General features: G+C 66.1%; 25 protein-coding genes. 10 read left to right on the plus strand and 15 right to left on the minus strand.

Going from position 1 to position 25,360, the window contains the following annotated elements; genetic code table 11:
- Window positions 1–18: 18 nt before the first annotated feature.
- The 3 genes from ACSQ3N_RS08845 to ACSQ3N_RS08855 are packed head-to-tail and all read right to left on the minus strand — an operon-like array spanning window position 19 to window position 2,983.
- Window positions 19–735 carry an ABC transporter ATP-binding protein gene (locus tag ACSQ3N_RS08845; protein ID WP_436146072.1) on the minus strand — a complete coding sequence of 239 codons (717 nt, stop codon included), beginning with the start codon at window positions 733–735 and terminating at the stop codon, window positions 19–21.
- Window positions 732–1,754 carry a tRNA (adenosine(37)-N6)-dimethylallyltransferase MiaA gene (gene miaA, locus ACSQ3N_RS08850; protein WP_436146073.1) on the minus strand — a complete coding sequence of 341 codons (1,023 nt, stop codon included), beginning with the start codon at window positions 1,752–1,754 and terminating at the stop codon, window positions 732–734. Before miaA ends, ACSQ3N_RS08845 begins: the two co-directional genes overlap by 4 nt.
- Window positions 1,751–2,983, minus strand: coding sequence for a multidrug effflux MFS transporter (locus tag ACSQ3N_RS08855; RefSeq protein WP_436146074.1), 1,233 nt, complete (start codon window positions 2,981–2,983; stop codon window positions 1,751–1,753). Before ACSQ3N_RS08855 ends, miaA begins: the two co-directional genes overlap by 4 nt.
- A 226-nt stretch (window positions 2,984–3,209) precedes the next feature.
- Between ACSQ3N_RS08855 and ACSQ3N_RS08860 the strand changes: the two genes are divergently transcribed.
- Entirely contained in the window at window positions 3,210–3,887 is a 678-nt protein-coding gene (locus ACSQ3N_RS08860) for a hypothetical protein (RefSeq protein WP_436146075.1), read from the plus strand.
- A 12-nt stretch (window positions 3,888–3,899) separates the two neighbouring features.
- On the plus strand, window positions 3,900–4,331 hold the full coding sequence (locus ACSQ3N_RS08865; protein WP_436146076.1) for a hypothetical protein: 432 nt from the start codon (window positions 3,900–3,902) through the stop codon (window positions 4,329–4,331).
- A 79-nt stretch (window positions 4,332–4,410) separates the two neighbouring features.
- Here ACSQ3N_RS08865 and ACSQ3N_RS08870 read toward each other — a convergent pair whose 3' ends face one another.
- Both ACSQ3N_RS08870 and gdhA read right to left on the minus strand, forming a co-directional pair.
- Window positions 4,411–5,244, minus strand: coding sequence for an alpha/beta hydrolase (locus ACSQ3N_RS08870; protein ID WP_436146077.1), 834 nt, complete (start codon window positions 5,242–5,244; stop codon window positions 4,411–4,413).
- A gap of 141 nt (window positions 5,245–5,385) precedes the next feature.
- On the minus strand, window positions 5,386–6,729 hold the full coding sequence (gene gdhA / locus ACSQ3N_RS08875) for an NADP-specific glutamate dehydrogenase (protein WP_436146078.1): 1,344 nt from the start codon (window positions 6,727–6,729) through the stop codon (window positions 5,386–5,388).
- A gap of 248 nt (window positions 6,730–6,977) precedes the next feature.
- Between gdhA and ACSQ3N_RS08880 the strand changes: the two genes are divergently transcribed.
- A complete protein-coding gene (locus ACSQ3N_RS08880) occupies window positions 6,978–8,141 on the plus strand; it encodes a glycerophosphodiester phosphodiesterase (protein WP_436146079.1) in 1,164 nt (387 codons plus the stop codon).
- A 100-nt stretch (window positions 8,142–8,241) separates the two neighbouring features.
- Here the strand turns inward: ACSQ3N_RS08880 and ACSQ3N_RS08885 are convergent, their stop codons facing one another.
- The 3 genes from ACSQ3N_RS08885 to mutL all read right to left on the minus strand — a co-directional run bounded on the left by ACSQ3N_RS08885 (window position 8,242) and on the right by mutL (window position 12,277).
- Window positions 8,242–9,333: a phosphotransferase enzyme family protein gene (locus ACSQ3N_RS08885; RefSeq protein WP_436146080.1), complete on the minus strand. Its 1,092-nt coding sequence runs from the start codon at window positions 9,331–9,333 to the stop codon at window positions 8,242–8,244.
- A gap of 106 nt (window positions 9,334–9,439) precedes the next feature.
- On the minus strand, window positions 9,440–10,090 hold the full coding sequence (locus ACSQ3N_RS08890) for a hypothetical protein (protein WP_436146081.1): 651 nt from the start codon (window positions 10,088–10,090) through the stop codon (window positions 9,440–9,442).
- Window positions 10,091–10,189: 99 nt separating this feature from the next.
- A complete protein-coding gene (mutL, locus tag ACSQ3N_RS08895) occupies window positions 10,190–12,277 on the minus strand; it encodes a DNA mismatch repair endonuclease MutL (protein ID WP_436146082.1) in 2,088 nt (695 codons plus the stop codon).
- A gap of 94 nt (window positions 12,278–12,371) precedes the next feature.
- On the opposite strand from mutL, the gene ACSQ3N_RS08900 reads away from it, so the two are divergent.
- Window positions 12,372–13,019, plus strand: coding sequence for a DedA family protein (locus ACSQ3N_RS08900; RefSeq protein ID WP_436146083.1), 648 nt, complete (start codon window positions 12,372–12,374; stop codon window positions 13,017–13,019).
- A gap of 118 nt (window positions 13,020–13,137) precedes the next feature.
- On the opposite strand, the gene ACSQ3N_RS08905 is transcribed toward ACSQ3N_RS08900, so the two are convergent.
- A complete protein-coding gene (locus ACSQ3N_RS08905) occupies window positions 13,138–13,377 on the minus strand; it encodes a glycine zipper 2TM domain-containing protein (protein ID WP_056173625.1) in 240 nt (79 codons plus the stop codon).
- A 372-nt stretch (window positions 13,378–13,749) separates the two neighbouring features.
- Here ACSQ3N_RS08905 and ACSQ3N_RS08910 point away from each other — a divergent pair, with 372 nt between their 5' ends.
- A complete protein-coding gene (locus tag ACSQ3N_RS08910) occupies window positions 13,750–15,315 on the plus strand; it encodes a methyl-accepting chemotaxis protein (protein ID WP_436146084.1) in 1,566 nt (521 codons plus the stop codon).
- Between the two features lie 42 nt (window positions 15,316–15,357).
- On the opposite strand, the gene ACSQ3N_RS08915 is transcribed toward ACSQ3N_RS08910, so the two are convergent.
- From ACSQ3N_RS08915 to tsaE, 3 genes are all read right to left on the minus strand, one after another.
- Window positions 15,358–15,696 carry a cupin domain-containing protein gene (locus ACSQ3N_RS08915; protein WP_436146085.1) on the minus strand — a complete coding sequence of 113 codons (339 nt, stop codon included), beginning with the start codon at window positions 15,694–15,696 and terminating at the stop codon, window positions 15,358–15,360.
- 172 nt (window positions 15,697–15,868) lie between these two features.
- Window positions 15,869–17,299, minus strand: a complete 1,431-nt coding sequence (locus ACSQ3N_RS08920; protein WP_436146086.1) for an N-acetylmuramoyl-L-alanine amidase — start codon at window positions 17,297–17,299, stop codon at window positions 15,869–15,871.
- A gap of 4 nt (window positions 17,300–17,303) precedes the next feature.
- Complete coding sequence (gene tsaE / locus ACSQ3N_RS08925; RefSeq protein ID WP_056173637.1) at window positions 17,304–17,837, minus strand: tRNA (adenosine(37)-N6)-threonylcarbamoyltransferase complex ATPase subunit type 1 TsaE; 534 nt, start codon at window positions 17,835–17,837, stop codon at window positions 17,304–17,306.
- Window positions 17,838–17,849: 12 nt separating this feature from the next.
- Between tsaE and queG the strand changes: the two genes are divergently transcribed.
- Window positions 17,850–18,941 carry a tRNA epoxyqueuosine(34) reductase QueG gene (gene queG / locus ACSQ3N_RS08930; protein WP_436146087.1) on the plus strand — a complete coding sequence of 364 codons (1,092 nt, stop codon included), beginning with the start codon at window positions 17,850–17,852 and terminating at the stop codon, window positions 18,939–18,941.
- 68 nt (window positions 18,942–19,009) lie between these two features.
- On the opposite strand, the gene ACSQ3N_RS08935 is transcribed toward queG, so the two are convergent.
- Together ACSQ3N_RS08935 and ACSQ3N_RS08940 are read right to left on the minus strand one after the other, a co-directional pair.
- Entirely contained in the window at window positions 19,010–19,702 is a 693-nt protein-coding gene (locus ACSQ3N_RS08935) for a GDSL-type esterase/lipase family protein (protein ID WP_082517134.1), read from the minus strand.
- On the minus strand, window positions 19,699–20,604 hold the full coding sequence (locus tag ACSQ3N_RS08940; protein WP_056173642.1) for an AEC family transporter: 906 nt from the start codon (window positions 20,602–20,604) through the stop codon (window positions 19,699–19,701). Before ACSQ3N_RS08940 ends, ACSQ3N_RS08935 begins: the two co-directional genes overlap by 4 nt.
- A 131-nt stretch (window positions 20,605–20,735) precedes the next feature.
- On the opposite strand from ACSQ3N_RS08940, the gene ACSQ3N_RS08945 reads away from it, so the two are divergent.
- The 4 genes from ACSQ3N_RS08945 to ACSQ3N_RS08960 all read left to right on the plus strand — a co-directional run bounded on the left by ACSQ3N_RS08945 (window position 20,736) and on the right by ACSQ3N_RS08960 (window position 24,006).
- A complete protein-coding gene (locus ACSQ3N_RS08945) occupies window positions 20,736–21,701 on the plus strand; it encodes a tripartite tricarboxylate transporter substrate binding protein BugE (protein ID WP_056173646.1) in 966 nt (321 codons plus the stop codon).
- 142 nt (window positions 21,702–21,843) lie between these two features.
- Window positions 21,844–22,743: a site-specific tyrosine recombinase XerD gene (gene xerD, locus ACSQ3N_RS08950; RefSeq protein ID WP_056173648.1), complete on the plus strand. Its 900-nt coding sequence runs from the start codon at window positions 21,844–21,846 to the stop codon at window positions 22,741–22,743.
- A 70-nt stretch (window positions 22,744–22,813) separates the two neighbouring features.
- Window positions 22,814–23,779, plus strand: coding sequence for a Bug family tripartite tricarboxylate transporter substrate binding protein (locus tag ACSQ3N_RS08955; RefSeq protein WP_436146088.1), 966 nt, complete (start codon window positions 22,814–22,816; stop codon window positions 23,777–23,779).
- A gap of 11 nt (window positions 23,780–23,790) precedes the next feature.
- Entirely contained in the window at window positions 23,791–24,006 is a 216-nt protein-coding gene (locus tag ACSQ3N_RS08960; RefSeq protein WP_436146089.1) for a hypothetical protein, read from the plus strand.
- A 5-nt stretch (window positions 24,007–24,011) separates the two neighbouring features.
- On the opposite strand, the gene ACSQ3N_RS08965 is transcribed toward ACSQ3N_RS08960, so the two are convergent.
- Window positions 24,012–25,292 (minus strand): EAL and HDOD domain-containing protein, encoded by a 1,281-nt coding sequence (locus ACSQ3N_RS08965; RefSeq protein ID WP_436146090.1) that lies wholly within the window; start codon window positions 25,290–25,292, stop codon window positions 24,012–24,014.
- Window positions 25,293–25,360 lie beyond the last annotated feature (68 nt).

Genomic DNA, 25,360 nt, shown 5'->3' on the forward strand with positions numbered 1-25,360 from the left:
GCATTGTGTAGGCAACCACTACGCGGTGTTGATCCCATCGCTGCGCAGCCGCAGTACCCGGTCGGCCCGCGCCGCAGCGGCGTCCGAATGCGTCACCAGCACCAGCGACGCGCCGTGCTCGCGCGTCTGCGCCAGCAGCAGGTCCATCACGCGGGCTGCGGTGGTGGGGTCGAGGTTGCCGGTGGGCTCGTCCGCCAGCAGCAGGGCAGGGCGGTGGACCAGCGCACGGGCGATGGCCACGCGCTGTAGCTGCCCGCCGCTGAGCTGCTGCGGCAGTCGGCCGCCCAGGTCGGCCAGGCCCACGGCATCCAGCATGCGTCCGATGCGCGCAGGGTCAGACCGGCCCAGCAGCATCAGCGGCAGGGCCACGTTCTGCGCCACGTCCAGGTGCGGCAGCACGTGGAAGGCCTGAAAGACGAAGCCCACGTTCGCCCGCCGCCACAGCGCGCGCTGCGTACCGTCGAGCGGCCCCAGGTCCGTGTTGCCATGCGTGATGCGGCCGGTGTCCCAGGTGTCCAGGCCCGCCAGGCAGTTGAGCAGCGTGGACTTGCCCACGCCCGAATCGCCCACGATGGCCACGAACTCGCCCGGCGCGACGGTGAAGCTCACTTGGGCGAACACTGTCGTATCGCCATAGTGCTTGCCCAGTTGTTCCACGCTCAGCCCTGCGGGGGTGGGGCTGGCTGATGACAAGCCCGTGCCCTGTGCCGCGTGTGCTGCTGCGGGCTGCGTCATGGTGCGCGCAGGTCCAACCGCTGCAGCACGGCCCGCACCAGGGCGGCCACGGCGTCGGGCTGGTCGCAGGCAATGGCCTGGCGATGCGGCATGCTGCGCAACCAGGTGATCTGGCGCTTGGCAAGCTGGCGCGTGGCGGCGATGCCGCGCTCGCGCAGGTGGGCCAGGTTGGGTGGCGTGCCCGGGGCGCCCGGTGTGCGGGCGGCCTGAAAGTCCAGTTCATCCCACACCTGGCGGTAGCCGACACAGCGCATCGAGGGCAGATCCGGGTGCAGGTCGCCGCGCGCGCGCAGGGCCTGCACTTCTTCGACAAGGCCGCCAGCGAGCATGGCGTCAAAGCGCTGGGCGATGCGCCCGTGCAGCCAGGCCCGGTCGTCAGGTTCCAAAGAAAAAAGAGCGCTGTCGCCCGCTGGCAGGGCGCTACCAGCTCCTTTTTTTGTAGTGTGAAAGCTCGACAGTGGCTGGCCGGACACGTGCCATACCTCCAGCGCTCGCTGAATGCGCTGGCTGTCGCCGGGCGCCAGGCGGGCCGCGGTCACCGGGTCTACCACCGCCAGTTCTGCATGCAGCGCAGGCCAGCCCAGTTCGGCCGCCTGGCCCTCGATCCGCGCGCGCACGGCGGGGTCGGCGGCCGGCATGTCGTCGATGCCATCAAACAGCGCCTTGAAGTACAGCATGGTGCCGCCCACCAGCAGCGGCAGTGCGCCGCGCGCTCGGATCTCGGCCATCAGGCGCGTGGCGTCCTGCACGAACTCGGCCGCGCTGTAGGCCTGCAGTGGGTCGCGGATGTCGATCAGGTGGTGGGGCGCGGCCGCGCGCTCTTCGGGCGTGGGCTTGGCAGTGCCGATGTCCATGCCCCGGTACACCAGGGCCGAGTCCACACTGATGATCTCCACCGGCACACCTTGCTGGCCCAGCACGGCGGCCAGGGCCAGGGCGCCCGCAGTCTTGCCGGATGCGGTGGGGCCAGCGAGGGCGATGGCGGGCAGGTGGGGGAGCTGTTGCTCGGGCAGTGTCATGCGCGGGCTCCGAACTTTTGCACCAGCGTCCAGGAGATTACTGCCAGCACGGTGGACCAGAACCAGATGCCGTTGACCAGGGGCCACACCGTGCCGTCCAGGCGCGCACCCAGCCAGCCGCCAATGGCAAAGGCGGCCAGCATCATCATGAAGCCGTTGAGGGCCGACGCCACCCCCGCCGCCTGCGGAAACGGGCCCACGGCGCCGCTTTGCCCGCAGGGCTGGTGGATTCCATGGCCCAGCATGAAGAGGTAGAAGGGCAGCGTCAGCGCCCAGGGCTGGTGCCAGCCCTGGTGGGCCACCAGCGCCATCAGCGTGCCGCCGCTGATGCTCAGCGCCCCCGCGATAGCCACCGTGCGCTGCAGGCCGAAGCGGGCCAGCAGGCTGCGGCACAAAAAGGTTCCCCCAAAGTAGGCCAGGCAGGCCGACGCCATGGTCCAACCGTACTGCGTGCGGGTGAGGCCGAGCACGTCGATGTACACGAACGACGACGCCGCCAGAAAGGTGAACAGGCCGCTGTAGGTGGCCGTGGTCTGCAGCGAAAACGCCCAGAACGTGGGGTGGCGCAGCACCTGCACCCAGGTGCCCAGCAGCACCCGCGGCTGCAGTGCGTGGGGGTTGCGCCGGGCCAGCGTCTCGGGCATGCGCAGCGCCACCAGGGCCAGCGTGACGACCGCATACACCGTGAGCGCCATCAGCGCCGCGCGCCAGCCCAGCCATTCACTGAGCAGCCCGCCCATGGGCGCGCAGATACAGGCCACGATGCCCAGCCCCGTGAGCGCCTTGGACATGGCGCGCGCTCCGTCCAGCGGCGTGTACAGGTCGCGCACGATGGCGCGTGCGCACATCACCACCGCGCCCATCGCAGCGCCTTGGGCAATGCGCCACAGGATCAGCAGCGCCATCGTCGGCGCGAAAGCGCTGCACACGGAGGCCACGGTATAAATGCTCAAACCCGCCAGCAGGATGGGGCGCCGGCCGAAACGGTCCGACAGCGGGCCCCACACCATCTGCGAGCAACCGAAGGCCAGCAGCAGCCCGCTGAGCGTGAGCTGGGCCGACGCCATGGGTGCTCCCAGGCTGCGGGTGAGCGCGGGCAGGGCGGGCAGGTACAGGTCGGTGGTGACGGGCTGGATGCTGAGCAGCAGGGCCAGCACCAGGATGGCCAGGCCGGGCGCAACCGTGGCGTTGGAAGCCGTGGGCACGGCGGTGGCAGAGGGGGCAGACATATCTGTCTGAGGGTACCAGATCGAGCTTTAGAGCAGACAATGCTTTATTGGCTTCTTGTTCGGCCGTCTGCGGTGGATTAACTGGCCAATTGAATTTACGAATTTTTTGCTTTTGGTTGCAAAATATAGTTTTCTATTTTTGATGAGATGGATATTATGCGTGGTCAATTTGCTGGGATGGGCTTGATTCTGTTGTGTTAATTATAATTTAAATGGATTGTAATATATGTTCGAAAAAGGTGTGAAAAATTACATGGGTTTGGGTGTTGTGCCTGGCCCGCTTGGTGTTCATGCGCATGACTTCCAACATGAGGAATTTCGATTTTCTGGTGCTCGGGGTTTTCTTTCGTCTAATCGAAGTGAATTTCCTGTTGATGAAAAAGAAATAAATGCCCAATCCCCAAGTGTCCAGCGTTATGAAAGTGCCAAACAAAGATTAGAGCTTGAAGGGTATCAGACGGGAAATATGATTATGCCGGGGTATCATGTGTATACGGTTAATACTGATATTTGCACAATAGGTAGTAAAGGCTGTACCGAGCAAGAAGTTTTTGATCAGCTGCGTAGATTTCCAGCGCCTCAGCGTTTTGGAACGCCTGATCGGACCGTAGGCGTAAAAACGGGCGACCGATCATTTGCATTGGCGGTCGGTTATGTAGTTCATTGGGTTGGTCGTCGCATGCTTACAAATACAACTATTGAAAACATGCACCTTTTAAATCCAGGAGTCGTAATTAGGGAGGTTGTTACTGTGGGTGATAAAATTGTGATTCGTACAAGTGGTTATGGCACGGGAATTTTGCCGCAAATCAATAGTGGGGATGCCGCAGAAGTAATATGGTCATATCGAACGGATAGTAAAATAATAGCAGCAATTCGCAAAAAAGCTGATGAAAGTAAATAACTTAGGCATGCCATGAAAAAAATTATATTTAATTTTTCTCTTGGAGTCACCGCTATCATTTTGTTTTTGGCTTTTGCCGGAGTCGGAATGATCGGAGTGCCCATTGTGATGATGGCACTAACTGCTTGCATACCTTTTTGGCTATTGCTTGTAGTACCGGTTTACATGCTCTCTGGCTTTGGGCGTCGTTGGCCCTTTTGGTCAACTGTACTGATATGTTATTCGGCGCTTGCTGCTTTGTATTTGTTTTGGAGGTGGGAGCCGATGGCCTCAGGCTTGACCGTTGGCGATAAAGTTCTTGTCGAGGATGGGGTGCCTACGGGTGCCTACTACGAAAATTTGTGGCAAACGGTAGCAGGATTCGGGGTGTTGATTGCCCTTACCGCGCCCATTGCATGGCGGATGCTGCACCGCGGAGGCGCTGAGGGCTCGACTGAAAAATGATGGGGATAGGCTCTGCAGCGTGCGCTGCTGAAAGCTTGTTAAGGGAGCGCGCCTACAAGCGGCCGACCCTCAAAGCGTCTTATTTCAACTTGAACAGCGACACCATCGCATCGCGATAAAGACTCTGCCCCACCGAATTGGTGTTGTGGTGCGACCCTCCCTCCACCAGCACGAACTGCTTGGGCTCGTGGGCGGCCTCGTACAGCTTGCGGCCCAGGCTGGGCAGGATCAGGCTGTCGTCGCCGCCGTGCACCACCAGCAAGGGTGAGCCGATCTCGGACACCTTGCGCACGGATTCAAACCGCTGCGTGATCAAGGCCGACACCGGCAGCCAGCCCCATTTGAAGGTGCTCACCACCTCGGGAATGCTGGTGAAGGTGCCTTCGACGATGGTGCCTTGCTCATCGTCGACCTGGCGCGCCAGGTCGATGGCAATGGCGCCGCCCAGCGAGTGGCCGAAGATGTAGCGGGGCTTGCCCGGCTGGTGCTGTGCCAGCCAGTCCCAGGCCGCACGCGCGTCCTCGGCCGCGGTGGCTTCGGACGGCAGGCCCGCGCTGCTGCGGCCAAAACCGCGGTAGTCGATCGCCAGCACCGAAAAGCCCAGCTCCTGCATGCGCCGGATGCGGCCGGACGACCCCACCACGTTCCAGCGTGCGCCGTGCAAGTAAAGCAACACCGGCGCATCCGCCCGTTCGTGGGGGAGCCACAGGCCGTGCAGCCGCTCGGCCTTGCCGCTGTCGCTCGAGCGGAAGTCGATCCAGACATCCGCCATGTCGTCGGTGGACTGCGAGCCACCCCAGCTGCGGTCACTGGGCTGGAAAATCCACTCGCGCTGCTTGGCATCGAGGGTGGCGCAGCCCGCCGAGACGGCAATGGCCAGCGCCAGGGAGATCAGGAGGGGGGTGCGTTTCATGAGAAGGACTGAGTGCCATCGTGTCGGAAAGTTCTGACACGGCAAGCAGGGTTTGTGCCTATCTCCCAGGAGAGGCCGCCAAATGCCCTGCAACTCCCGTTCTTTTCACCGCTTTGCACCCCAGGCTGGGGTCAGCTTTGGTTACACCACGCCCTGCGCCAGCATCGCGTCCGCCACCTTCACGAAGCCGGCGATGTTGGCCCCGTCCACATAGCTCACGCGGCCGTCGGCGTGTTTGCCGTAGCGCAGGCAGGCGGCATGGATGCCCTGCATGATCTGCAGCAGGCGCGCATCGACCTCTTCGCGCGGCCAGGACAGGCGGGCCGCGTTCTGGCTCATTTCCAGGCCCGATGTGGCCACGCCGCCGGCATTGCTCGCCTTGCCGGGGGCGTACAGCACGCCCGCCGCCTCGAAGGCTTTGGCGGCCTCGATGGTGGAGGGCATGTTGGCGCCTTCGGCCACGCAAATGACGCCGTTCTGGATGAGGGTGGCTGCGTCCTTGGCGTCCAGCTCGTTCTGGGTGGCGCAGGGCAGGGCGACGTCCACCGGGATGTGCCAGGGGCGCACGCCGGCTTCGAATTTCACGCCGGTGCGTTTGGCATAGTCGCTCACGCGGCCGTAGTGGTGGTTCTTCACATCCATCAGGATGGCGAGCTTCTCGGTGGTGAAGCCTTCTTCGTCGATGACGGTGCCGCTTGAGTCGGACACGGTGATCACTTTGGCGCCCAGCTCCAGCGCCTTTTCCACGGCGTACTGCGCCACATTGCCCGAGCCCGATACCGATACGCGCAGACCGTCGAACGAGCGGCCCTTTTGCTTGAGCATTTCTTGCGCGAAGTACACCGTGCCGTAGCCGGTGGCTTCGGGGCGGATCAGCGAGCCGCCGAACGACAGGCCCTTGCCGGTGAACACGCAGTCCGCTCGGTTGCTTAGTTTCTTCATCATGCCGGCCATGAAGCCCACCTCGCGGCCGCCCACGCCGATGTCGCCCGCCGGCACGTCGGTGTCGGCGCCCACATGGCGGAACAGCTCCGTCACAAAGGCCTGGCAAAAACGCATCACTTCACCAGCACTCTTGCCCTTGGGGTCGAAGTCCGAGCCGCCCTTGCCACCGCCCATGGGCAGCGTGGTCAGCGCGTTCTTGAAGGTCTGCTCGAACGCCAGGAACTTGAGCACCGACAAGTTCACCGACGGGTGAAAGCGCATGCCGCCCTTGTACGGGCCGATGGCCATGCTGTGCTGGATGCGGTAGCCCCGATTCACCTGCACCTTGCCGTGGTCGTCCACCCACGACACGCGGAACATCACAGTGCGCTCGGGCTCCACCAGCCGCTCCAGCAGGCCGTGCTCGGCATAGCGGGGGTGCTGGGCAATGAAAGGCCACAGGCTCTCCATGACTTCCGTGACAGCCTGCAGAAATTCGGGCTGACCCGGATTGCGGTGGGCCACGTGAGAAAGGAAGCTGTCTGCGGACTCGTATTTCATGTTTCTCAAGACTTTCTGAAGCAAAAAAGGCAGGCAAGAGCGCACTGCAACACGACATTATGTTCAAAAGTTATACGTTCATGCGGATGTCTCTGCACAATGGTGGGGAATGTGGCCCATGAAATGCCACATGTTGGTGCGTCTGGTGGGCGGCAAAACGCCGTCACCGGTTGGCGGGAAGGGCGTCACGGCCTTGTCACAAGGTCAGCCCACAGTTCGGCGGTTCTAAACACAACGAGGAGAAGAACATGCACATTTCTGGTGCGAAATTGGGCGCAGTGGCTTTGCTGGCCACGCTGGCAGCTTGCGGTGGCGACAACGACAGCCCGTACCCCACCCTGAACGGCGACCGCCCTCTGGTCATTGGCCACCGCGGTGCCGCAGGCTACCTGCCCGACCACACGCTCGAAGGCTACAAGCGCGCCATCGAGATGGGCGCCGACTTCATCGAGCCCGACCTGGTGGCCACCAAGGACGGCGTGCTCGTGGCCCGCCACGAACCCAACATCACCGGCACCACCGATGTGTCCACCCGCGCCGAGTTCGCCAACCGCAAGACCAAGAAAATGGTGGACGGCGTGCAGGAAGAGGGCTGGTTCGTGTCCGACTTCACCCTGGCCGAGATCAAGACCCTGCGCGCCATCCAGCCGCTGTCGGACCGCGACCAGTCGTTCAACGGCAAATTCCAGATCCCCACGCTGGAAGAAGTGCTGGACCTGGCCAAGAACGAAGGCACCAAGGCTGGCCGCACCGTCGGCGTGTACCCCGAGACCAAGCACCCCACGTACCACGTCAACCTGGGCCTGCCGCTGGAAGACCGCCTGCTCACCATCCTGGCCAAGTACGGCTACACCACCAAGGGGTCGCCGGTCATCGTGCAATCGTTCGAGGTATCGAACCTTAAGTACCTACGCACCAAGACCCAGATCCGCCTGGTGCAACTGGTGGACGCGAACGACGTGAACGCCGACGGCAGCATGGACCTGACGGCCCCCTACGACAAGCCGTACGACTTTGCGGTGGCCGGCGACAAGCGCACCTTTGCCAGCCTGCTGACCGCCGACGGCCTCAAGGAAGTCAAGACCTACGCCGACGGCATTGGCCCCTGGAAGCCGTACCTGATTCCTTCGAAGCAGGTGGACGCCAACAAAGACGGCAAGCCCGACGACCTCAACGGCGACGGCGTGATCGACGAGCGCGACCGCGTGATGATGGCGCCCACCGACGTGGTGAAGAACGCCCATGCCGTGGGCCTCATGGTGCACCCCTACACCTTCCGCAGCGAAGCCAAGCGCCTGGCATCGGACTTCAAGGGCGACCCCAAGGCCGAGTACAAGCTGTTCTACAACCTGGGGGTGGACGGCGTGTTCAGCGACTTCCCTGATACGGCCAAGGCGGCGCGGGACAACTGATCGGCAGATCGACGGGGACACGGCGACCTTGTGCCGTGCCACTCCTGCCAAAACAAAGCCCGCGACTGCGGGCTTTGTTTTTTGTGTGTTCGGTGCGCTGTCACGCCGTTGCTGCTGCCGTTGATGATGCCGGTGCAGTTGCAGCTTTGGCGGGCTCCTGGGCTGCAAGCGGGTCGGCGGGCGGCAAATCCATCCACGCCCGCATGAGGGCAGGCTGCTTGCGCAGCCAGTGCGTGGGCATGGCCTGCGTGCCCCAGACGGGGATGCGGCCGGCGTATTCACCCATGATCCAGAAATGCCGCAGCGCCAGGCAGTGGCCGATGGCTGCAAGGTCGGCCCCAGAAACGGCACGCACGCTGGTGTAGCCAGCCAGGTAGCGGTGCCATCGCTCCAATACAGCCGGGGTGGCGGGGGTGTCTGCACTGCGCGGCAGGATGGCCCAGAGATACACGCCCAGCTCGTACGCCAGCAGCCCGGGGCCTGCGTCGTCGAAATCGAAGAACGCAGCAACACGTTTGTCCTCCGACTTTTCGGCACCATGGGCCATGAAGTTGTTGCTGCCATGGCAGTCGCCGTGGCAGTGCACACGCGAGAGGGCAGGCCATGCTGCGAAGCGTGCACGCAGGTCGTCGGCGAGTGCCGCGAATTCCTGCCCCAGCGCTGCCTCCATGGTCGGCGCGGTCAGCATGCGATGCAGCGACGTGTCCAGCAGCATCGGCAGGTCCAGTGCGTACAGGCTCGGCGGCCCGTCATAGCTCTCGGCTGCGCGGTGCAGCCGGGCCAGGCTTTCGCCAGTGGCTTCGAGGTCCGCCAGCGATTCGCCCGGCGGCTCGCCAGGCAGGAAGGCGAAAAGCAGCAGCGGGCGCGGGCCCTCGGGCAGAGCCAGGGGCACATGGAATGCGCCGCCCGCCGTGGGCAGCGCTGCTGCTACCGGAATGCCTTGCGCCTGCAGGTGTGTGAGCAACGCGGTCTCGTACGCGATATTGGGCTCACCGCGCGGCCTGTCGGCGCACAGCCGCGCAACGGTGTGCAGGCCGCTCTTGAACCGCAGTTCATACACCTGGTTGAGCCCGCGCCGCAGCAGCACGCAGTGCGCCACAGGGCCCAGGGACCAGCCGGCTTCCACGGCGCGCGCAATGGCTTCGCCCGTGGGGGTGGTCTGTGCGATGAAGTGGGGGTCGAGGGCGATCATGGCGGGCGCTTCCATTCCAGCAGGGCCGGCGATTCTGCCGGCAAACGGCGGCCCGCGGCTTAACGGCAGCCAAAGGTGGCCCCCAGGGGCCTGTCCGGCGCGCCCGTCAGAAGCCCGCTGCGAACCCCACGCTCAGCAGCGTGCGACCCTGTTGGCGGCCCACCGTGGCATCCAGCTGGCGACCCGGTGCCCATTCCCAACGCGCTCCCGCCTGAAACACGGGCGCGCTGTGCTGGACGCCGAAGGCCTCCACATGCGGCGTGATGGCGCCCCAGCTGCGCTCCAGGGACACGCCCCAGGTGCCACGCCAGGACTGGCCGCGCTCGCGCAGGGTGCCCAGGTTGGCGTTGGCCAGACCCCACGGCGCGGCGCAGGTGCCGATGAGGTTCAGCGCCACCACGCTGCCCCCGCTGTGGCCCCCGGGCTGCCTGCGGTGGGTGATGCCTGCGGAGCTGGCGGCGTTGCAGCCGTCGGTCTGCGCGGGGCTCCACAGCCACTTGGCCTGTACCCCCTGCAGCGTGTGGCGCTCTCCCAAGTCGCGCGCCAGCAGGGCGCCCAGCTCCAGCCCTTCGATGGGCGTGAAGGCCGGCGCTGCATAGACGGTGCCGCGCTGCTCGCGCTGGCCTTCCCACCAGGCTTCGATGTGGCCCTGGCCCACCTCATCAACACTCGCATCGTCCACGGTGAGCGGACGCCCTGCGTGGGCGCTGGGCAGGGCCATGCAGAGCGCTGCCAGTACGGCGGGCACTGCGGACATGGCGGGATGGGGCTGGCGGTGGTGGGACGGCTGCATTGGCTGGAAGACTCTGGCTATGCGAATGGCGCGGGGAACAGCAGTGTGGTTCTGGGAAGAGACCTACCGTCCGCGCAGGAACAGCGCGTCCAGTTCCTTCATCGACAACTGCCGCCACGTGGGCCGGCCGTGGTTGCACTGGTCGCTGCGGTCGGTGGTCTCCATCTGGCGCAGCAGCGCGTTCATCTCGTCGATGGTGAGCCGGCGGTTGGCCCGCACCGCGCCGTGGCAGGCCATGGTGCCCAGGATCTCGTTGCGGGCGCGCTGCACCACGGTGGTCGCGTCGTGCGCGGCCAGTTCGGCCAGCACGCTGCGGGCCAGCTCGACCGGGTCGCCAAAGCCCGACGCGGTGGCCAGCGTGGTGGGCACGGCCCGCACGGCCAGGGTCTTGGGCGAGAACGGCACCACCTCCAGGCCCAGGAGGGCCAGCACCTCGGTGGATTCTTCGGCAGTGGCGACTTCTTCGGCCGTAGCGGCGAAAGTGGCGGGGATCAGCAGCGGCTGGCTGGCAATGCGCGAGCCGCTGTCCACCTGGGACTTGAGGCGTTCGTACACGATGCGCTCGTGCGCGGCGTGCATGTCCACGATGATCATGCCCTGCGCGTTCTCGGCCAGGATGTACACGCCGTGCAACTGCGCCACGGCGCGGCCCAGGGGCCAGGTAGTCTCCGGGGTGTCACGGCCGGTGGCGGGCGCGCTGCCTGCCATGGCCGCGGCGCTGAGTGGTGCAGTGGTGGGCGGCGGGAACGCTGTGCCTGGCGAACTCCATGGTTGTGCCTCGGCCGATTCGCCAGCGGGCCCGTCCCGTCCCGGGTGTCCCTGCAGCCCCTGCGTGCCTTGCCACAAAGCCTGGCCGCCTGCCGCACCGGGCGCAGCAGGGTCCTTGCGCGGGCCCCACAGCGCCTGCAGGTCGGCCACCTGGTGGCCGCGTTCTTCAAATTTGATAGCTGATTGCGCTTGCCAGGTGCGCGGTAGCGCCTGTTGGGGCTGCAAACCCGTGGCGCTGTCGTCGGTGCCGCCGGCGCCGCCTTCCGTGGACGCTGCAGTTGCGGCCGCAGCCGCCAGCGCTGCGGCGCGTGGTGCTGCCAGCGCGTTTTCCACCGCATGGCGCACCGCCTGGTGCACTTCGCGGCTGTCGCGAAAGCGCACCTCGATCTTGGTGGGGTGCACGTTCACGTCCACGCGCGCCGGGTCGATCTCCACATATAGCGCATACACCGGCTGCTTGTGGCCGTGCAGCACGTCTTCGTACGCGCTGCGCGCGGCGTGGGTCAGCACCTTGTCGCGCACGAAGCGGCCATTGACGTAGCAGTACTGGTGGTCGGCGCGCGAGCGTGCGGCGTCGGGCAGGCCGGCGCGGCCGGTCACGACCACCGGGCCCACGCGGTGCTGCACGGCGACCGACTGCGCGACGAAGTCTTCGCCCAGCACGTCCGACAGGCGCCGCGCCAGCGCGTCCTGCAGGCCGCTGGCGCTGGCCTGGCCCGGCACGAAGGTCGCGCGCCACTGCTCCACCAGCTTGCCTTCGTGCCAGATGGCAAAGCCCACATCGGGCCGCGCCAGCGCGTGGCGGCGCACGGACTCTATGCAGTGCGCAAGCTCCGTGGCATCGGTCTTCAGGAACTTGCGGCGCGCCGGGGTGGAAAAGAAAAGCTCCTTGACCTCCACCGTGGTGCCCGTGCTGCGGGCAGCAGGGCGCAGTTCGCCGCTGCGCGCGTCCAGCAAAAAGGCGTTGGCTTGCGCTGCAGGGCGCGAGAGCAGGGACATTTCGGACACCGAGGCGATGGCGGCCAGCGCCTCGCCCCGAAAGCCCATCGTGGCCACGGTTTCCAGGTCGTTCAGGTTGGTGATCTTGCTGGTGGCGTGGCGGCGCAGCGCCACGGGCAGCTCCTCGTGCGGAATGCCGCCGCCATCGTCTTCCACGGTGATCAGGCGCACGCCGCCTGCGGACAGCCGCACCGTGATCTGCGTGGCGCCGGCATCGAGCGCGTTGTCCACCAGCTCGCGCACCACGGACGCGGGGCGCTCCACCACTTCGCCAGCCGCGATCTGGCTGATCAGCTCGTCGGGCAGGTCGCGGATGGGGCGGCGTGGGGGAATGGGGGCGCTGGCCGGCAGGGCCGTGGCGAGGGGGGCGGTGGTGTCGTTCACCCGGTGGATTTTAGGGCCGGGCTTGCGCAGGGGCTTTGCGGGTCACTCCGGCGGGCTGGGGATAATGCCCGCTGCTTTTTTCAACACCAGCCCCATGGAACTTGTCACCTTTCTCATCGATTTCATCCTGCATGTGGACAAGTACCTCGAGGCGTTCGTGCAAGCGTACGGCCCGTGGGTGTATGCGCTGCTGTTTCTCATCGTGTTCGTGGAAACCGGCGTGGTGGTCATGCCGTTCTTGCCGGGCGACTCGCTGCTGTTCATCGTCGGGGCGCTGTGCGGAGCGGGGCTGATGAGCCTGCCCATCGCGTGCGTGGTGCTGATCGCCGCCGCCATCCTGGGCGACCAGTGCAACTACTCGATCGGGCGGTACTTCGGGCCCAAGGTGTTCCAGTGGGAAGACTCGCGCTGGTTCAACCGCCGTGCGTTCAACCAGGCGCATGATTTTTATGAACGCTACGGCGGCGTCACCATCATCCTGGCGCGCTTCATGCCATTCATCCGCACCTTCGCGCCCTTCGTGGCGGGTGTGGCCGAGATGAACCGTGCCAAGTTCACCGCCTTCAATGTGGGCGGTGCGCTGCTGTGGGTGCTGGGCATTTGCACCGCAGGCTACTTCTTCGGCAACTTTGCCTGGGTGAAGGAAAACCTGGACAAGATCATCTGGGCCATGATCTTCATCCCCGGGCTGATCGCGATCTTCGGTGCCTGGCGCGCCGGGCGGGCGGCCAAGGCCGCCTGAAGCATCGCCCACAGGGCCCTCAAAGCAAAACTCCTGGCGCTCGGTGTACGAGTGCCAGGAGTTTTTTTACGCCGCCATCATTCGCCCGGGAGGGCGGTGATGGTGGGTGTGAAGCAAATTAACGGCGATATCCACGGCGTTGGTCGCGGTCTTCACCGATTTCATGGCCCACCAGCGCGCCGGCTGCTGCGCCGCCAATGGTGCCCACGGGGCCGCCGAAGATGGCATTGCCAGCGGCACCGCCGACCACGGCGCCTACGCCGGTACCCACTTGGGCATTGGTGGGGTTGGAAGCACAACCACCCAGGGCAAGGGCCGCGGTGCAAGTGGTCGCAAGGAGGATGTGACGGATTTTCATGGCAAGAGTCCTTTGTGGTGTGGATTCAGGCCTTGCAGCTGTGCAGCGGGTTCTGCTCAACTCGACCTGTGACTGAAATATCCCCCGCGCACCGTGCTGCTGGCGTAGGCAAGCTGGGGCGGAGCCTGTAGGACATGCCGCGCCGCGCCTGACGGCCAGGCGTGATCCGCTTGGGCCCGTACGTCGCGCAGCAATGCCGCAGCATTGCCCGTGGAGACGTGATGGCAGGGGATGAACCGCAGCGTCGATTTGCTTCATTTCTTAGGGTTTACGAGGCATCGTTTCCGTTGCCAAGCCCGCTGCGCAGACAGATCATTGATCGGTCATGAACACAAGCCGCGAACACAACACGGCCAACCAGGGGATACCACGATGGGCCAGCACACCAACTCCGCGGGGCAAGGCCCCCAGCTCACCGTCGCGCAGCAGATCAGCCTCATCGTGGGGGTGGCGGTGCTGGCGCTGGTGATCGTCCTGGCGCTGAGCCTGGTGCGGGTGCAGACCCTGGGCCGCACCGTCGACCAGCTGGCGACCGAGCAGGTCGAGCGGCTGCAGCTGGCCCTGCGCTGGCGCAGCAACATCGCCGTCAACTCCACGCGTGTGTTCTCCATTGCGCAGAGCGACGGTGACGACCTGCAGAACTACTTCAAGGACATGGTGGCTGCCACCACGGCAGACACGAGCACGGTGCAAAAGCGCTACACCGAGCTCGAGAAAAGTCCCGAAGGGCTGCGCATCCAGGAGGAGCTGGCCGCCGTGCGCAAGAACTACCTGGAAGCCCGCGACAAGTCCCTGGCCCTCAAGAAGGCGGGCGACATGGCGCAGGCCAAGAGCTACGCCCTGGGCACGTTCGCACCGGTGCTCAACCAGTACAACACCGTGGCCGACAAGATGGTGGCTTACCAGGTGCAGCGCTCGGCCGAGCAGGCTGGCGAGGCGGCTTCGCTGATCAGTTCGTACCGCACGACGGTGCTGGTGGCGGGCGTGGCCGGGCTGGCGCTGCTGGTGGTGCTGTCGGTGGTGGTCGTGCAGCGCATCCGCCGGTCATTGAACGAAGTGGCCTCTGTGGCCCAGCGCATCGGCGAGGGCGATTTGTCGCAACCCATCCATGCGCAGGGCCGGGGCGAGGTGGCGCGGATGATGCAGGCGATGCAAACCATGCAGGCCTCGCTGGTGCGCATCGTGGGCGACGTGCGCCACAGCAGCGACAGCATTGCCACCGGCTCCAGCGAGATCGCGGCGGGCAACGCCGACCTGAGCCAGCGCACCGAAGAACAGGCGGCCAACCTGCAGGAGACCGCCGCGTCGATGGAACAGATCACGAGCACCGTGAAGAACAACTCCGACACCGCGCAGCGCGCCGCGGTGCTGGCGGGCACGGCATCGGCCGCGGCCGTGAAGGGCGGCGAAGTGGTGGGCCAGGTGGTGGCCACCATGCAAGACATCTCGGCCGCGTCGCGCAAGATCACCGACATCATCGCGGTGATCGATGGCATCGCGTTCCAGACCAATATCCTGGCGTTGAATGCCGCCGTGGAGGCCGCCCGCGCGGGCGAGCAGGGCCGGGGCTTCGCGGTGGTGGCCAGCGAGGTGCGCAGCCTGGCCGGGCGCAGCGCCGATGCGGCCAAGGAGATCAAGGCCCTGATCAACGCCAGCGTGTCCAGGGTTGACGATGGCACGCAGCTGGTGAGCAATGCCGGCCAGAGCATGGAAGACATCGTCACACAGGTCAAACGCGTGAGCGATCTGATCGGCGAGATTTCGAGCGCGACGGGCGAGCAGACCATCGGCATCAGCCAGGTGGGCGAGGCGGTGACCCAGCTCGATCAGGTCACTCAGCAAAACGCCGCGCTGGTAGAGCAAAGCGCCGCAGCGGCCGACAGCCTCAAGCACCAGGCGGCGCGGCTGGCCCAGGTGGTGAGCGTGTTCCGCGTGTAGCTTTAAAGGGCTGGGCGAAAGAGCGGAACGTGTGCCAGGTGTTCAGCGCTCGCCCGGCAGCAGGCACAGGGTGACCAGCAGCGACGCAGGCTGCACGGCTTTCAGTGCATGCAGCATGCGCGGCGCCAGGTGCACGAAGTCGCCGGCGCGCAGTTGCTGCACCGTGCCCTCGTTCATGAACTCCACCACGCCTTCGATGCACTGCACCGTGGCCTCGCCCGGGGTCTGGTGTTCCTTCATGGACTTGCCCACGGGCAGCACCACGCGGATGACCTCGAGCTGACCCGCCTTCAAAATGGCGGTGGTGATGGATTCGGGCAGGTGATCACCCAGGGGGCGAACGCTGACGATCTGGCCGGATTGGGCGTGGGGCAGTGCCATGGCATTTCTCCTTGGGGACCGCGGCGCAAGGGCCTGCACAGAGGGGCGGGGCTGCACGCGCGGTGTGGATGATGCAGGCTACTTTGCCCGCTCTTGGCGGTCCGCGCAAGACAGGGGACCTGGAGTCTGTTGACGATCTCCATCCATCCCCTGCGAGATTGTCATCAGGCTCTTACACCGAGCGGCTGCGCGCCAGCGGCGGGTTCTTGGCAAAGTAGCGCGTGATACCGCGCATCAGCGCATCGGCCAGCTGCTCCTGGTAGGCGCTGCTGCGCAGGCGCTGCTCTTCTTCGGGGTTGCTGATGAAGGCGGTTTCCACCAGCACGCTGGGGATGTCGGGGGCCTTGAGCACGGCAAAGCCTGCCTGCTCCACGCGGGGCTTGTGCAGCTTGGCCATGCCGCCGATCTCGCCCAGCAGCACGCTGCCGAGTTTCAGGCTGTCGTTGATCTGCGCGGTGGTGCTCATGTCCAGCAGCGCGCGCTGCACATGCTGGTCCTTGGACTGCACGTTAATGCCGCCCACCAGGTCGGCCTGGTTTTCCTTGTTGGCCAGCCAGCGCGCGGCGGTACTGGAGGCGCCGCCCTGGCTCAGTGCGAACACGCTGGCGCCACGTGCGGCCGGGGTGGTGAAGGCATCGGCATGGATGGAGACGAACAGGTCGGCCTGCACGCGCCGGGCCTTTTGCACGCGCACGCCCAGCGGCACGAAGAAGTCGCCGTCGCGCGTGAGGAAGGCGCGCATCGGGTTGCCGCCCACCGTGGTGGCGTTGATGCGGTCGCGCAGCAGGTGGGCCACGCGCAGCACCACGTCCTTCTCGCGCGTGCCGGCCGGTCCGATGGCGCCGGGGTCCTCACCGCCGTGGCCGGGGTCCAGCGCCACGATGATGATGCGGTCGGTCTGTGTCGAAGTGGCCCTATTGGTTGTGGGGCGCGCAGGCTCGGCCGGTGGAGGAGCTGCGGCCAGCACAGGTGGTGGCGGTGCACCGGGCGGCCCAGGGCGCTGGCTGCGCTGGGCGATCAAGTCCCCCAGCGGGTCGGTTTCGGCAGGCGGTTGGGGGCCGGTGCGTGCGGTGACGGTGGGCGGCGCAGGCAGCGGTTTGCCGGCGGCGGGCACGTCGCGCAGGCGCTCGGCGATCAGGGCTTCGAGCGGGTCCACCGGTGCGGCCGGGTACAGGTCGAAGACCAGGCGGTGCTGGTAGGCGGCCACGGGCGGCAGGGTGAACACCTGGGGCATGGCGGCCTGCTTGAGGTCCACCACCAGGCGCACCACGCCGGGTGCGTTCTGCCCCACCCGGATGCCGGCGATGTTCGGGTCGTCCGGCTTGACCTTGGCCACCAGCTCGCGCAGTTCGGGGCTCAGGTCGATGCCTTCGATGTCCACGGCCAGGCGTGGCGGCGTGGTCACGAAGAACTGCTTGGCCACCAGCGCGCCGTCGGATTCGATGGTCACGCGGGAGTATTCAGGGGCGGGCCACACCCGCACTGCGAGGATGGTGGCACCACGGGCGATCTGCTGCGTGCCCAGCAAAAGGACCAGGCTGCCCGCCTGCAGCAGCGTGCGGCGGGATGGCTGGCGCGGTGCCGGGCGGGGGGGCAGAGTCATTCGTTCAGAGTCCTTGCAGCAGGTGGAGGCCGTAGGCCGTATGGGCGTGCACCGTGACGGTCCTTTCGGTATCGTCAATTGCTTCAATGTGTATAGCAAGGTCTGCAGGCGGCGTCAGCGCTGCAGCCTTTTCCGGCCATTCTGCCACCTTGAGGCCGGGGTTGGCAAAAATGTCCCTGAATCCGGCGTCTTCCCACTCGCGCGGGTCGTCGAAGCGGTAGAAGTCGAAGTGCCAGACCGTGGTCGCATGCGGCGCAAGGCCCGGCGCCTCGTGCGGCTCCACCACGGCGTAGGTGGGGCTCTTGATGCGGCCCTCCACGCCCAGGGCACGCAGCAGATGGCGCACCAAGGTGGTCTTGCCGGCGCCCAGGTCGCCGTGCAGCGTGACAAACGCGTTGGCCAACTGGGGCTGCGCGGCAAGGCGGCGGGCGAAGGCGGCGGTGTCGTCCTCGCTGTGCCAGGTGAAATGGCGGGCGGGTTCGGCGGCGCCGGGCGTGCCGCTTTCTACAATCTGGCCGGTATGTGGTGCAACAGTCAACTCGTTCCTCAAATGCAGGAGTGGGCCCGCGAACTGGGATTTTCCCAAATCGGCGTGGCGGGGGTGGACTTGTCCGCTGCAGAGCCCGGGCTTTCGGCCTGGCTGGCGCAGGGGTTCCATGGCGAGATGCATTACATGGCATCGCACGGTATGAAGCGCGCGCGCCCGGCCGAGCTGGTGCCCGGGACGGTGAGCGTGATCACGGCGCGCATGGATTATTTGCCGCGCGACACCGGCCAGGCTGCGGGCCGAGGCTCTGCGGAAGACGTCAGCCAAGCCGCCGGGCCGGGCTGGCAGGCCCACGAGCTGGCACGGCTGACCCGCCCGCACGAGGCCATCGTCTCGGTCTATGCCCGGGGGCGGGACTACCACAAGGTGCTGCGCGCGCGTCTGCAGAAGCTGAGCGACCGCATCGCCGAGGCCATCGGCCCGTTCGGCCATCGCGTGTTCACCGACTCGGCCCCGGTGCTGGAGGCCGAGCTGGCCGCGCGCAGCGGGCAGGGCTGGCGCGGCAAGCACACGCTGGTGCTCAACCGCGAGGCGGGGTCGATGTTCTTCCTGGGCGAGATCTATGTCGACATGGCGCTGCCCGAGAGCGCGCCCGTCACCGCGCACTGCGGCAGCTGCAGTGCCTGCATCGACGTGTGCCCCACGCAGGCCATCATCGCGCCGCACCGCATCGATGCGCGGCGCTGCATCTCGTACCTCACCATCGAGCATGCGGGGGCCATACCGCTGGAGCTGCGGCCTCTGCTGGGCAACCGCATCTATGGCTGCGACGACTGCCAGCTCATCTGCCCCTGGAACAAGTTCGCGCAGGTCAGCCGGCTGCCCGACTTCGACGAGCGCCAGGGGCTGTCGGGCCAGCAGCTGGTGCACCTGTTCGCGTGGGACGAGCCCACCTTTTTGCGCATGACCGAGGGTGGCCCCATCCGGCGCATCGGGCACGAACGCTGGCTGCGCAATGTGGCGGTGGCGCTGGGCAATGCGCTCAAGGCCACGGGGGATGGCGCCTTGCGGGTGGCGCTGCAGTCGCGGGCGGACCATGAAAGCGCCCTGGTGCGCGAGCACGTGGCGTGGGCATTGGGTCGGGAATTTGAATGAAAATAGCCGCTACCGCTTGATGGATGTGCGCTAGTAGCTATCAAAATGATAGTTGGTGCATCAACGCATCAACGCACCAGCAGCCCCGCGCTTTTGAGCGTCTCCACCAGCCCCTGCGCAAACCGCTCGTAGCCTGTAGCGTTGGCGTGGATCTGGTCGGACCGCAGGCTCGCGTCGGCCAGCACCGTGGACCAGCCCTTGCTGTGCAGGGGGATCTTCAGCTCGCTGGCAATCTCTTCGTACATCGCGTGGTCGCTCAGCAGGCCGGCCGACGCTGCCAGGAACGACAGCTCGGGCACGGCCACCAGCACCACCTGGGCGCCGCTGGCGCGGGCCTGCGTGCAGATGCTGCGGATGTTGGCGCGGGTGGCGGTGGCGCTCTGGCGGCGCAGGAAGTCGTTGCCGCCAATGCCGACGATCACGAGCGCCGGCTGGTGCTTTTGCAGCAGTGCGGGCAGGCGCTCCAGCGCCTGGGCCGAGGTGTCGCCCGACACGCCGCCGTTGACCACCTTCCAGCCCGTCAGCCGCTGCAGTACGGCAGGGTAGGCCGTATCGGCCGATGCGCCCACGCCGGAGGTCAGCGAGTCGCCCAGCGCCAGCACGGTGGCATCGGGTGGCACCGCCTGGCCGCGCGGGGCCTTGCGGCCGCAGGCGGCCAGCGGCGCAGCGGCGAGCAGAGCCAGGCCCGCCATCAGCGCGCGGCGGCGCGCCAGGGTGGGATTGGCATGGGTGCCAGGTGCGGCAGGGCAGGCATCGGTCATCGCAGGAACCCCAGGGCAAATGGCAGGCTCACCATGCCAAGCAAGGTGGACATCGTCACCAGGCCGGCCACATACGGCCCGTTGTAGCCCATGCGGGCGGCCAGCACGTAGCAGGTGGAGGCCGTGGGCAGGGCGGAGAACGCCAGCAGCATCGTGGTCTGCACCGGGTTCAACCCGAACAGGCGCGCCATGCCGAAGGCGATCAGTGGTTGCACCAGGTGCCGAATGGACAGCACGGCCACGCTGAGCGTCTTGCCCCGCGTGAGCAGGCCAAATTCCAGGCCCGCGCCCGCGGCCATGAGCCCCAGCGCCAGCGACGCCGCGCTGATGCGGCCCACGGTGGGCGCCGCCCAATCGGGAATCTGAAAACCGAGCAGGTTGGCCACCAGCCCCGACAGCGTGGCCACGATGAGCGGGTTGCGCGCCAGCTCTCGCAGAAAGCTGTGCTTGCCGTTGCGCGCCATGGGCCACACGGCCGCCACGTTGAACAGTGGCACGCACACGCCGATCAGCACGGCGATCATGAGCAGCCCCTCGGTGCCCGCCAGGCGCTCGGCAATCGCCAGGCCAATGAAGGAGTTGAAGCGGAACGCCACCTGCGCGCTGGCCGCATGGTCGCGCACATCGATGCGCTTGCCCACCCAGGGCCAGTGCGGCAGGCTGTAGGCCAGCGCAATGCCGATCAGCCCCGACAGCAGCCCCGCCGCGATCAGGCCCGAAGCGGCGCCGATGTCCACCGGGCTTTTGACGATGGACTGGAACAGCAGCACCGGAAAGAGCAGGTAGTACACCAGGCTTTCCACCGGCTGCCACACCGACCGGTTCAGCGCGGTGTACCGGCAGATGAGGTAGCCGCACAGGATGAGGGAGAAGTCGGGGAGTAGGAGCTGGGCGTAGTTCACCGCCTGAGAATACTTGATGCCGGGCCAGGACCTGGGGTTAGCCCTTATGTGGAATCCGCAGGCTGCCGCAGCGCGCATTGCGCATACCATCGGCGCTGTCTGTCTGTACCCCCGCACGAAGGAGAACTCGAATGCATCGTCGTCAATGGCTTGCTCTGACTGTACTGGCCGCGGCCGCCGGATCGGCCGCCGCCCAGGGATACCCCAACAAGGTGATCAAGCTGCAGGTGCCGTTTGCACCCGGCGGCACCACCGACATCATTGCGCGCGTGATCGCCGACCCCCTGGGCCGTGCCCTGGGTCAGAGCGTGATCGTGGAGAACAAGGCCGGTGGCGGCGGCATCGTGGGCGCGTCTGAAACCGCCCGCTCGGCACCGGACGGCTACACGCTGGGCATCGCCACCGTGTCGACCACGGCGGCCAACCCCGCCATCAACCCCAAGACGCCGTACAACCCGCTGACGGACTTCACGCCCGTCATCAACATCGCGGCCACGCCCAACATCATCGCGGTGAACCCCAACTTCCCCGCCAAGGATTACAAGGCCTTCGTGGCGGAACTCAAGAAGTCGCCGGGCAAGTATTCGTACTCGTCGTCGGGCACGGGCGGCATCGGCCACCTGCAGATGGAGCTGTACAAGAGCCTGTCGAACACCTTCGTCACGCACATCCCCTACCGTGGTGCGGGCCCCGCGCTGAACGACACCGTGGCCGGCCAGGTGCCGATGATCTTCGACAACCTGCCCTCGGCCCTGCCGTTCATCAAGGACAACCGCCTGGTGCCCATCGTGGTGGCCGCACCCCAGCGCGTGGCAGCCCTGCCCAACGTGCCCACGTTCAAGGAACTGGGCCTGGAGCCTGTGAACCGCATGGCCTATTACGGCATCGTCGGTCCCAAGGGCCTGCCCAAGGACATCGTGGACAAGATCAACGCCGGCGTGCGCAAGGCGCTGGAAGACCCGGCCGTGAAAAAGCGCATCGAAGAGACGGGCTCCATCGTGCTGGGCAACACGCCCGAGCAGTTTGCCGAGCAGATCAAGGCCGAGTTTGCCGTGTACAAGGAAGTGGTCGTCAAGCAGAAGCTGACGCTGGAATAAGCACACCGCACCACTGAGAGGGTTGCCCCGCGCTACCCTGCCCCAAGCCGCCCGCTCACCCGGGCGGCTTTGTTTTTGGGCGCGGGCATTCCCCGCCCTCGGTACAGCACAGCGCCGCGGTTTTACGTGCTATCGTTTTTCCATGTCCGATGCCAGCCTGAATGCGATAGATGCCTTTGTCGATGCCCTCTGGCTGGAGGACGGCCTCTCGCGCAACACCCTGGCGGCCTACCGGCGCGACCTGACGCTGTATGCGCAGTGGCTGGCCGCGCAGCAGCCTGCCGTGGCCCTGGACGACACGGCCGAGCACCACCTGAACGGCTACTTTGCGGCGCGGCACGCAGAGACCCGGGCCACCACGGCCAACCGTCGGCTCACGGTGCTGCGCCGCTACTTTCACTGGGCGCTGCGCGAGCGCCGCATCACGGCCGACCCCACGGTGCGCCTCACCGCCGCCCGCCAACCGCTGCGCGTGCCCAAGACCCTGTCGCAGACGCAGGTGGAGGCGCTGCTGAACGCGCCCGACCTGGGCAACCCGCTGGGCGTGCGCGACCGCACCATGCTGGAGCTGATGTACGCCAGCGGCCTGCGCGTGACCGAACTTGTGACGCTCAAGACCTTTCAGCTGGGCCTGGCCGAAGGCGTGCTGCGCGTGATGGGCAAGGGCGGCAAGGAGCGCCTGGTGCCCTTTGGCGAGGTGGCCCGCCAGTGGCTGAACCAGTACCTGCAGGAGGCGCGCGGCGCCATCCTTGGCGGCCAGCAGACGGACGACCTTTTCGTCACCCAGCGCGGCAGCGGCATGACGCGGGTGATGTTCTGGGTCATCGTCAAGAAATGGGCGGCCGTGGCGGGCATCACCGTGCCGCTGTCGCCCCACACGCTGCGCCATGCGTTTGCCACCCACCTGCTCAACCACGGCGCCGACCTGCGCGTGGTGCAGCTGCTGCTGGGGCATGCCGATATTTCCACGACCACCATCTACACCCACGTGGCGCGGGAGCGGCTCAAGGTGCTGCATTCGGAGCACCATCCGCGCGGGTGACGCAGCGCTGCGCTGCGTGGTAGTGCGGTGCCCGGTCTGATTTCTCACAACAACACAAGGAGACGAAAGCATGAAGAAGAAACTGATGGCAGGCGCATTGCTGCTGGGGTTGGCCACCCTGTCCATGGCCCAGGGCTGGCCGTCGGCCAAGCCCATCCGCCTCATCGTGGGCTACCCGCCCGGCGGGGGCATCGACTTTGCGGCCCGCACGGTGCAGGTGCCGCTGCAGGAAGCGCTCAAGCAGCAGATCGTGGTCGACTACAAGCCGGGCGCGGGCGGCATGCTGGCCGCGACCGAGCTCACGCGCGCAGCGCCGGACGGCTACACCATCCTGCTGGCCAACACGGGGCCGTTCGCCATCGCGCCCTACCTGCAGCGCAAGATGCCTTACGAGCCGCTCAAGCAGTTCAGCTACATCGGGCAGATCAGCCAGGGAAGCTACATCGCCGTGACACGCCTGGACCACCCTGCCAAGGATCTCAAGGACTGGGTGGCCTGGGCCAAGGCCAACGCTGGCAAGGTGAACTTCGCGTCGGGCGGCGCGGGCACGTCCACGCACCTGAACGGCGAACTCATGAACCAGGCCACCGGCCTCGATGTGACGCATGTGCCGTACAAGGGCAGCGCGCCGGCGGTGCAAGACCTGATCGGTGGCCAGACGCAGTTGCTCATCGATGCGGGGCCGGTGCTGCTGCCGCAGATCAAGGGCGGCAAGCTCAAGGCGCTGGCCGTGACCGGGCCACGGCGCGACCCGCAGCTGCCCGATGTGCCTACAGTGGGCGAGCTGGGCCTGGGGGCGATGGAGTCGGTGGGCTTTCAGGGCCTGGTCGGGCCTGCGGGTGTGCCCAAGGAAGTGGTGGACAAACTCAGCGCCGAGCTTGCCAAGGTGCTGGCGCAAGCGGACATCAAGGCCAAGTTCGCGGCCACGGGCTCCGAAGTGCATTCGCTGGGCCCGGTGGAGTTCTTCAGCTTCGTGAAGGGCGAGAACGAGAAATGGGCCAAGCTCATCCGCGAGCGCAAGCTGGAACTCGATTGATGGATTGATGAGTGGATGCACTGGCAAGCTGCACGCCGCCGGACCGGCGGCGGTGCTTGCGGGTGAATCACGTGGCAGCGCTGCAGCAACTGCCACGTGCCACGCAGCCAGATGCACTGGAAGACATCGCAAAAAGCAGAAAGCAAAATGCAAAAAGCCCTGTCGAGCAGGGCTTTTTGCAGGGGCAAACGCTTGTCACGGCGCTGAAGCGCTCACGCAGCGGTTGATCTGCCTACTCGTCGTTCAAGCCTTCAGCCCAGGTCAGTGCCTGCAAGTGGGCCCAGTTGACTTGGCGGTTGGACAGGTGCAGCGCATCTGCATTCTTGGCAAAGGCCACTTCGTCGCCGCTTTCGCAGGCGATGGTCAGCTCCAGGAACGGCGCGAACACGCCTGTGCGGCGCAGCAGCGCGTCCATCACGGGTTCGGGCAGGGCCACGGACTCCAGGGCCTTTTCCAGCGGCACGCCCAGCATGGTGTCCAGCAGCGAGAACACGCCCACCACGAAGGCGTTGTCGCATTCTTCGGGCGGTAGCAGCTCGGCAGCCAGCAGCTCCATCAGGCGGCCGCGCACCACGGCGGTCTGGCCCACGGCCGGCGGCGCACCGCCCGCGCGGGTGGTGGTCATCAGCAGGGCCGCCCAGCGGAACAGCTTCTTGAGCCCCAGGATCATCACCGCGTGGCGGAACGAGGTGATCTCGCACGACAGGCCAAAGCCCGACGAATTGATGAACCGCAGCAGGTTGAAAGACAGCGTGGGGTCTTTCTTGAGCAGGTCTTCGATCTCGGCCGTCGTGGCCTGTTTGCGCACCAGGTTGATCAGCTGGATGATGGTGGCCTGCGACGGGCGGATGGTGGTGGCCTTGACCAGCGCGGGCTTGGCGAACCAATAGCCCTGGAAGAGCTTCACACCCAGGCCGCGCATCAGTTCGTACTGCTCGGCGGTTTCCACCTTTTCGGCGACCAGGGTGGCCTTGCTGTGGGTGGTGGCGAACTTGACCAACGGCGTGGCCAGTTCGGGCTTGAAGGCCATCATGTCCAGCTTGACGAACGCGGCCAGCGGCAGCCAGCTGGTGTAGGCGCGGCGCAGGGCCTGTTGGTCGAACGCCAGGCGAAAGCCGCGTGTGCGCAGGGCTTCGAGCGTGGGCAGGCGGCCTTCGATCTCTTCGGCCGTGGCGCCGTCGGGAAGGGGGGGCACCTCCAGCACCACCTTTTCAGGGTGGATCAGCTCCAGGTGGCCGCCCGAGAGGCTGTCGTGCGTGCAGTTGATGAACACTGTCTTCTTGCCCACCAGCGCTTCGGTGCCCGCGTACGACAGGGCGTTGAAGAGCAGGGCCGCATCGCTGGCGGCGGTGTGCGCGTCGGAGGCGGTGGAGCGGTCGAACAGCTCATAGCCATAGACCGCGCGGGTTTCGTCCACGATGGCCTGACGCGCAATGATGGCAATGTTCTCGTCGACGGGTTCGACCGCAGGAGCAACTGCTTCGGGGGCGTCTTGTTCGGGTGAGCTGGACATGGGGTCTGCGGTAGGGTTTGCGGGGCTGCGTTGATTCTAGACCCCACAGCCGCCGCAGCCCAGCACTG

Origin of the sequence: Acidovorax sp. LjRoot194, from assembly GCF_964253015.1 — a bacterium.
In the GTDB taxonomy this organism is placed as follows: Bacteria; Pseudomonadota; Gammaproteobacteria; order Burkholderiales; family Burkholderiaceae_C; genus Acidovorax.